This is a genomic window from Mesorhizobium sp. B2-7-1, assembly GCF_006440735.1.
GTDB lineage: Bacteria > Pseudomonadota > Alphaproteobacteria > Rhizobiales > Rhizobiaceae > Mesorhizobium.
In genome coordinates this window covers 1-7,186 of record NZ_VFUA01000180.1, presented here as the reverse complement: position 1 = coordinate 7,186, position 7,186 = coordinate 1, and the positions used below count along the sequence as shown (strand labels likewise).

Annotated in this window: 8 protein-coding genes; 3 read left to right on the top strand and 5 right to left on the bottom strand. The window is 54.1% G+C overall.

The features are described from left to right. Positions 1-30: 30 nt before the first annotated feature. The 5 genes from qatA to FJ471_RS33745 all read right to left on the bottom strand — a co-directional run bounded on the left by qatA (position 31) and on the right by FJ471_RS33745 (position 5,658). Positions 31-1,944, bottom strand: coding sequence for a Qat anti-phage system ATPase QatA (qatA, locus tag FJ471_RS33765; protein ID WP_140810712.1), 1,914 nt, complete (start codon positions 1,942-1,944; stop codon positions 31-33). Between the two features lie 260 nt (positions 1,945-2,204). Further along, positions 2,205-3,209 (bottom strand): hypothetical protein, encoded by a 1,005-nt coding sequence (locus FJ471_RS33760; protein WP_140810705.1) that lies wholly within the window; start codon positions 3,207-3,209, stop codon positions 2,205-2,207. A 151-nt stretch (positions 3,210-3,360) separates the two neighbouring features. After that, positions 3,361-4,311 (bottom strand): hypothetical protein, encoded by a 951-nt coding sequence (locus tag FJ471_RS33755; RefSeq protein WP_246684911.1) that lies wholly within the window; start codon positions 4,309-4,311, stop codon positions 3,361-3,363. Beyond that, positions 4,308-4,583 carry a hypothetical protein gene (locus tag FJ471_RS33750; RefSeq protein ID WP_140810701.1) on the bottom strand — a complete coding sequence of 92 codons (276 nt, stop codon included), beginning with the start codon at positions 4,581-4,583 and terminating at the stop codon, positions 4,308-4,310. The genes FJ471_RS33755 and FJ471_RS33750 overlap by 4 nt, the downstream gene beginning before the upstream one ends. A gap of 40 nt (positions 4,584-4,623) precedes the next feature. Then, the gene (locus FJ471_RS33745) at positions 4,624-5,658 is read right to left on the bottom strand and encodes an HNH endonuclease (protein ID WP_140810698.1); all 1,035 of its coding nucleotides are present in this window, start codon (positions 5,656-5,658) and stop codon (positions 4,624-4,626) included. 100 nt (positions 5,659-5,758) lie between these two features. Between FJ471_RS33745 and FJ471_RS33740 the strand changes: the two genes are divergently transcribed. From FJ471_RS33740 to FJ471_RS33730, 3 genes are read left to right on the top strand one after another with little or no spacing between them, the layout of a single operon-like run. Further along, entirely contained in the window at positions 5,759-6,112 is a 354-nt protein-coding gene (locus FJ471_RS33740) for a type II toxin-antitoxin system RelE/ParE family toxin (RefSeq protein WP_140810696.1), read from the top strand. After that, positions 6,109-6,447 carry a helix-turn-helix transcriptional regulator gene (locus FJ471_RS33735; protein WP_140810688.1) on the top strand — a complete coding sequence of 113 codons (339 nt, stop codon included), beginning with the start codon at positions 6,109-6,111 and terminating at the stop codon, positions 6,445-6,447. Before FJ471_RS33740 ends, FJ471_RS33735 begins: the two co-directional genes overlap by 4 nt. Before the next feature lie 21 nt (positions 6,448-6,468). Further along, a complete protein-coding gene (locus FJ471_RS33730) occupies positions 6,469-6,975 on the top strand; it encodes a hypothetical protein (RefSeq protein ID WP_140810681.1) in 507 nt (168 codons plus the stop codon). The last annotated feature ends 211 nt before the right edge of the window (positions 6,976-7,186 follow it).

Below are 7,186 nucleotides of genomic sequence, written 5' to 3'. Positions count from 1 at the left end.
ATCCGGGATTTCTGCCGGAGGTTCCCATAGCTACCGAGCCCTCGGTTTTGCGGTCTTCCGCTGCATCGCGGCGATCGTCCGAAGATTTTTGTTTTGGTCCTGTTCCGACCATTGCTTGATGAGGTTTGCAAACGATGCTGCATGAGTTCCCTCGACCGCTGCGCCCCAGCCGTTGACAACCCATGGGCCGATCTTGCTGACCGGAAGACGCCCGAGGTAGCCGATAAGTGGTTCTCTGAGTTCTACCCGCGTGCCGCACAGAGCAGCCAACCCCTCTGCCGCAACCGGACGCGCCTCAAGGTCGGGCACAGCGTCGATTTTACTTATCAATCCCTGGAAGACACGTTCAGCATCGCTTGGGGAAAGAGCGCCAAGCTCTGCTTTCGGTACCTGCGCGATTGTGAGGCTGACGGAGGATAAGCGTTCGATCAAATCTTCCAGGGGCCCCAATATGAGGCTGGCCGTAAACGCGGCACGACGATCACGGCTGACAAATACATATGGCCGAAGATCGATGCCTGCGAGTGAAGGTTGAATTTTCGCCCAACGCCTGGCCCATTCGATATTCGGCCACGTCTCCATTGAGGACTCAGTGATCGCCCCCTTCTTCACGGGGCCTTTCTTCGAGGTCCCCTTCTCCCCGCCGCCCTCAAGTTCGGCCATGATGTTCGAGCCTTCGGCCGCAGCGTCGAGCGCTATCGCGTCAAAGACCTCAGGGGCGAAACGCTCGGCGAGCATCAGTTTCGCCAACACCGCCTGTTTTATTTCGTCCTGAAAACCACGCTCCTCAGCAATCGCCACCCTGAGCGCCATCGTATTCACGAACCGCTTGATCTGCCGTGGGTTGCCTCTTGCTCCCTCGGTCAGGATCGGTGTGATCTCGGCTGCCACCTGCAACGCGGCATCCAGCTCGGAAGGCAACGGCTTCAGTTGCTTCCCAATAGCAGCACGATCAAAACCGGTCCCCAACCACGGGCGCTTCAAACTTTCACGCGCGACCTCTAAGACCTTCCCGAACTCGTCCGAGGACGGATCGACGCCACTGCTCAGATACAGCAAGAGCGTGAGATAGACCTTCGTCTCAGCCGATCCGAGTGCGGGCATTCGAAACGGAACCTGGATCAGTTTTTCCAGATAGCTGCGAGCGTAACTGTTCGGCCCCGTGGACGCCGGCAGGTCCGGGAAATGGTTGCGGACGGCGTATTCGATCATGCCCTCGTCTGCTGCAATAACGAAGGCCGCATTCGGGACGAAGAGAAAGAGACGTATGGCTTCCAACGTCGCAATCGCGGTCGTCGGCAGGCACCGATCGAGATCATCGACCAGCACGATCAACCGATCTATGTCAGCGCGCTCCAGCAGTTCTGCAAAATCTTCTCGAAACGCATGCATGCGCTGCGGAGCTGTTTCGGCTGGAGAAGACGCCTTGAAATGATCGGCTGCGCCCGCCAAGACCTTGTTGAACATCTCTCCGGTCAGGGCTGCGGATGGATTTGCGATGACACCCTGGGCAACACTACTAATGCCCCGAATGATATCTTGATTGGGCAAGCCGGTGGCAAAACTCAGCGCCGCGCCGCCCACTGTACGGGCAACTTTGAACCAGTTCACGCTCTTCAGGACTTCGGCGGCCTTGTCCGCGACCTTCGTTATCCCGGACCGTTTCTTTAACAGCTCCGCTACTATGGTTTCGATCAGCACCGCCTTGGCGTCATCGTAACCTTCGAACAGCCAGCCATTGAATCGGACGCACAGAGTTCTGTCGTCCCCGCCAAAAGCTGTTTCCACCATAAGCAGGGTACTTGATTTGCCCGCGCCCCAGTCGCCGTGAAGGCCAATTGTAAGTGGTTCTCCGGAATTTGCTTTAATCAGCGTGACTACGGTCTTGGCCACCGTCTCATAGTAGAGGTAGTCAACGGCGGTCTCGTTGTCGGCAATTATCATATGGCGGCCCCTCCAAATTTAGTAATACTCCAATTTCACCCGGCGTTCTCGTCCCAAATTGACAATTCCCATCTGATTTGCTCTCACCATGAAAAAGAGGCTGGTCGCATGGCAATTGAAGACATGCAGTCCAAATAGATAGGTCTAGATTAGGGAAATAAAAGTCACGTACCGCAAGCTGTGTGCTGCCATACAGCACGCTTGCGTATCTTCAACGCTTTCGCGAGAAAGGGACTGCCACTCCCTGAACGGCAATGACCCTAGTTGCCGCGCATCCGTTCAATCTCTTCCTCAACGCGAGCGTCGAGCGCAGATGTGGCTTCGTCAATCCAGCCGCGCACGGCTGAAGTTTCATCCATAAACATCTGATACTTTCGAAGCGCCCTGTGCGGATTTTTCTCCCCGCGCACGCCCAGGAGACGCTTGCGCCAAGAAGGAATGGGATCATTCCGATATTGAAATGGATAGTGCTCGCCAATCCATTGAACGTAACCATGGACACTTTTGCCTGGTGGCGGATTGGATCGTAGGAAGGCCTTTCCAGCATCGCTGAATGTCACCGGCCACGCCTGACAGTCGATCACAATTTGCTCCCGCGTCGGACGTTCGTCACGCGGATAGCCACCCTGTAGATACTTGATGAAATCGTCCTTCTCCGTAATTACGCGGTCCATGTGCGATGCGAGATGTGCCCTTAAGGCCTCATCGCTTCCGCTCACTTTGCTCGCCAACAACGAACACCCGGCCCTGTATTCCTCCCAACTGCCGGGCATGAAACGCCTATCATGGTTCGGAAAATATTTTTTGGCACGCTCAGGAATCTTCAAATTTGAGCCCCAGCCGATCCCGATGGATTTCAGGGTTGCCAGCACATCACATGCGACAGAAAAGTAAAACCGACTGAGCGCCGGAAGCAGCTCTTCATGCTTCACACCGATATGATAGACCTCGTTCCTATAGCCATGCGCTGTGAAGATCGTCTCGCCAACCTCCTGCGAGAAATGGCCCATCAGGCGTGCGAATTTCACCTTCGGCTCAAAATTGCGCCCAAGCGCATCCGCGAGTTCACGTTCGTATTTAAATTCTTTGTCGCGGGACCAGGACCTGTTTGAGCCGGCTTGCCGCTCGGCAATTTGATGCAGCGTTATCTCGATCGCATTGTCCGTCAGCATTAGCGCAAAACGTGCATTATTTGCATCGCCCAGCATCAAATGATCGTAGGCAAGGTCCAGTTGTTCGAGATTTGCCGCAAGCTGTTTGAGCATTCGAAAAGCGTACCAGAGACGACAATATTAGGCGAGCTTTTGAGCTTGGCTGCCATTTTCCGCAATGTACGAAAAACGGGCTCTATGGCTTGCCATCTAACCCCAACACGGTTTCAGCCCATAGGGGCAAGATTGGGCTGTCGGAACGACTCTATTCCAACGCTACCGCAAATCCAGGCCACGCCGAATGAAACGTTTGCAACGCGTCCGAGCGTATCCTGTCGAGCCGCTCCCCCATTGATGGTTCGACCATAAAAATAGTGCAACTGGGATTACCGCAGCCACAAGGCTTAATCGTGCCATCGCGCAGGCCCGAGACGAACGTGCGTCGGAGTTCATCAACCAGCTGGATCGCCCGCGTGACATGCCTTTTCGCAACAGGATTCCGCAGATGGTGAACAGAGGGAATACGGCGAATGTCCTCTCCCTCTCGGGTTCGCCACAGGCCCGTATTTAGCGCAGCGATGGTATCCTCAACTGCCTGCTGGAATGCATGAAGCGAACATTCTCGGAAAAATGGGGTCCGAAACGCGGGCCGATCAAAAACGGCAGCCATCTGTGCCAAAGACTCCTCGTCCCCGAGGCTGGGAAAGTCATCTGCGAAACTTCGGAGCTTTTCGGCGCCGTCGGGAAAGGCTTCTCCCATACAGAAGCGGCGCAAGAGATCTTCGCCGATAAGGCGAAGATTCTCCTCGAAATCCGCACCCGACCAGATTGTCAGGTGATTGACACCACACTTGTCACTAAAAGCTTTTATCGCATTTCTGCGCGCTGCGGACACCGTGCCTCGCGTCACAAACTTAAAGCTTGCAATGCTAGGATCGAATGATAGAGCCTTATCAATATCCATCTTGGCTTTCGCCTGCGTGAGACTGCCGCGATTGACACATTGGATGACGGCACGCCTGAAGTTGCCCACATCGTCGGCACACTCTCCCACGATATCTCGGCCCTGATCGCTACCGGTTTGGCCGTACCATTCGACTTCACGCCATCCTGCACGGACATGATACGCAAAAACGAGCCGTTCAAATTCGGCACCACCAAAATCTTCGAAATGTATTCGCTGAACCAGCTGTGCGATCGGCACACGAGGTGTCATCGCTGCAATCTGCCTTCGATGACCAAAAGTCCGATGCCATTCGTGGCGGCAAAATCCTGAGCGCGATCGAGCGCTTCATCCTTGCGCCAGTCGAATGGCCCACTGCCGCCGTAATCTCCTTTGGCGCTGTCAAAGAAATAGCCCTTTTCGCCGAAGCCATCACGGTGAACAACAACCCGAACATGCCGCTCTTCGGGGGGGCCTTTGCCAGGTTCCAGGTGAACGATGCTAACCAGTGGAAGACTCCTTATAGATTCGCCCCAGAATACCATGTTCGCGAAATCTTCTCGACCGTGCCTAGAAGCAACCAAATCACTGAGTCTTATTCATGCCTGCTTCGGTTAGAAACTGAGATTCGAGCATATCAATCGCTGTCCGTAGCCCATTAAACGAGAGGCCTTTGGCGTGATCAACGGCTTGTGCCGGGAGTACCGATCTTAGCAACTGGTCGCAACCATTGTCGTCCCGCCAATGTTTGAGCCGTCTCTCTTTGAACGAGTTGCCCAAGAGAAACGCGCTGCGACCATATATAGCGTGGATAATATAGTAGATTGACCAGAGGCGAGGACTGACAAAGGGTCTCTCCTTGGCTGCCTCGTTGGCCCCTGCACGTGTCAACTTGTCGATAGGCACATTCGGGCTTTTGTATTCGAGAAGCGCATCCATCAAAGGAGGCGTCTCCTTGCCTTTGAAGTAGTCGTCCATTTCCTCTGGCAATAGGATGGAGTCGATAAAAACAACGGTACTGAACTCGCTGCCAAGGCCTCTGACTATCTCCCAGAGACGTTCGACAGCCGCCATCTGACGGCTGGATAAATGCCCAGCGCTGTGGGTGGTTTGCACGGTGATGGTATTTGCATGGACAGTATGCGCGGCGAAACCGCCGCTCTGGCCGGTGGCTACGACACTTTCCACATAGACTTGCGCCACCCGATCAGCTTCGCCCTCCTCTACTGGTTTCGCGTGGTCTTCGTGGTCGCGCTTCAGGCGAATAAGCCGGTCAACTGTGTATGACTCTTTGTCATCGTCAATGACCGTATGGTGCGTCGGGCACATTAAGATGAGATTCTCGAATGCGTGCCTCTCCTCTGGAGGTTGATCTGGATCATGTCGCGAGCTGCGAAGCCGGGCTCCTTTGATGTGGCAAATCTCACCGACCAGCGTTTCACCGATAGCCATTGGAGCGTTGCATTTTGGAAAAGCGCAACGGTTTCCCGAGAGGGCAAATAGGCGTTTGATATCGCTGGTGCTTGGCGAGTTGGCGCTCACGATGTTCTCAGAATCTAGATTGTCCAAGGTGATCGTACCCGCTTCTGCCGCTGTTTCGAAGCGATAAGAGCGTTTCAATCCAACGCAGGCTCATGTTTAAGGCTGCACCGGCCTAAGCCTGAAAGGTCACTAGCTCAGCCCTTGACATTTGGTGGCAAATTTGCCAACATGGTGATAGATGATTACGTACCGCGATACCAGGCCGGTATCATGGGTTAAAGCCGCCCTAAAGGCATTCGAGGATTTTCCGAAGGACGCCCAGGACGAGGTCTTGGCGGCTCTCACGATCGCCGCCGACGGTGGCTTCCCCAGCAACGCGAAGCCGATGAAGGGCTTAGGACCTGGCGTTTATGAGGTGGCTTTACGTCACCGTACCGACGCTTATCGCGCGGTCTACACTATTCAGTTTGAAGGCGCCTTGTGGGTTGTCCACGCCTTTCAAAAGAAGTCGAAGAGCGGAATCAAAACACCCAAACAGGAGATCGACCTGATCCTTGATCGGATAAAACGACTGAAGGAGATGCTGAGATGAGCACGAAAAAAGAAGACAACATGGAATTGGTCCACGGTAGCGGCAACGTGTTTCGCGACTTCAATCGCGATGACGCCGACCTTTTGCAGGCCAAAGCTCTTATGGCGTCCGAGATCATTAAGATTCTGGACGAGCGCAACTGGACGACGCGCAAAGCGGAAGACGCCACCGGGATCAACCATGCTGACTTTTCCCGTATACGTCGCGCCAACCTCGGACGATTCACATTGGACCGCCTGATGATAGTTCTGACCTCACTTGGACAAGAGGTTGAATTGTCTGTGAGCGTCCGTCCTCGCGCGTCTGTTGTTAGGGCCGAGCCCGCCGGCATATAGCTGAACTCCCGGAGAACTACGATGCATCCTTTAGCGAAGCGGGCCGTCGGCAATCTCCAAATCGACCTGCAACTGGCACTTGATTTCTTCCTAATCTACTCCCGCTTTGAATATGCCGCGAAAGATAATGGTCACGTCCAAAAATCAGCGACACCGATCGAACTCAAACTCGCCCACGGCAGTTTAGCGGGACGCATCAATTCCGATTTTGAGACCCGGATTGCATCGGATGACACATTGAAAAAAGCCGTTGCGTATTACGAAAACGAACCCCCGAAAAAGCAAATTTGGGACGGCAAGAAACCGGATTGGAAAGAAACAGTTCAGCAAGAACCCATGCGAAGCGAAAGACTTTTAATCTGGTTGACGCGTGTGAGGAACAACCTATTTCACGGGGGCAAAGGGTTCGCACCGGAATCCAAAAAGATCGAACGGGACACATTCCTGCTTCAACATGGGCTGGTGATCATCCAGGCGGTACTGGATTGCGATGAAGACATGAGAAACTCATTCTCATCCTATCAGTAAGCTCGGGCTAGCTCTTTAGTGAGACGATCTCACAGCGTTCAGCGCAAGAAGCCGCGATAAAATCTCGTCGTCTTCCAAATCGGATGGCCAGCCATAGGCTGCGGCAACAGCCGCAGCGAGTGATTGATGCGCCTTAAAGCACGTCGCCTTTTAAAAGATTCGGGATTCCCTGACTGACGGTTTGATGATTCATTGCGGTGGAAGGGAGAAC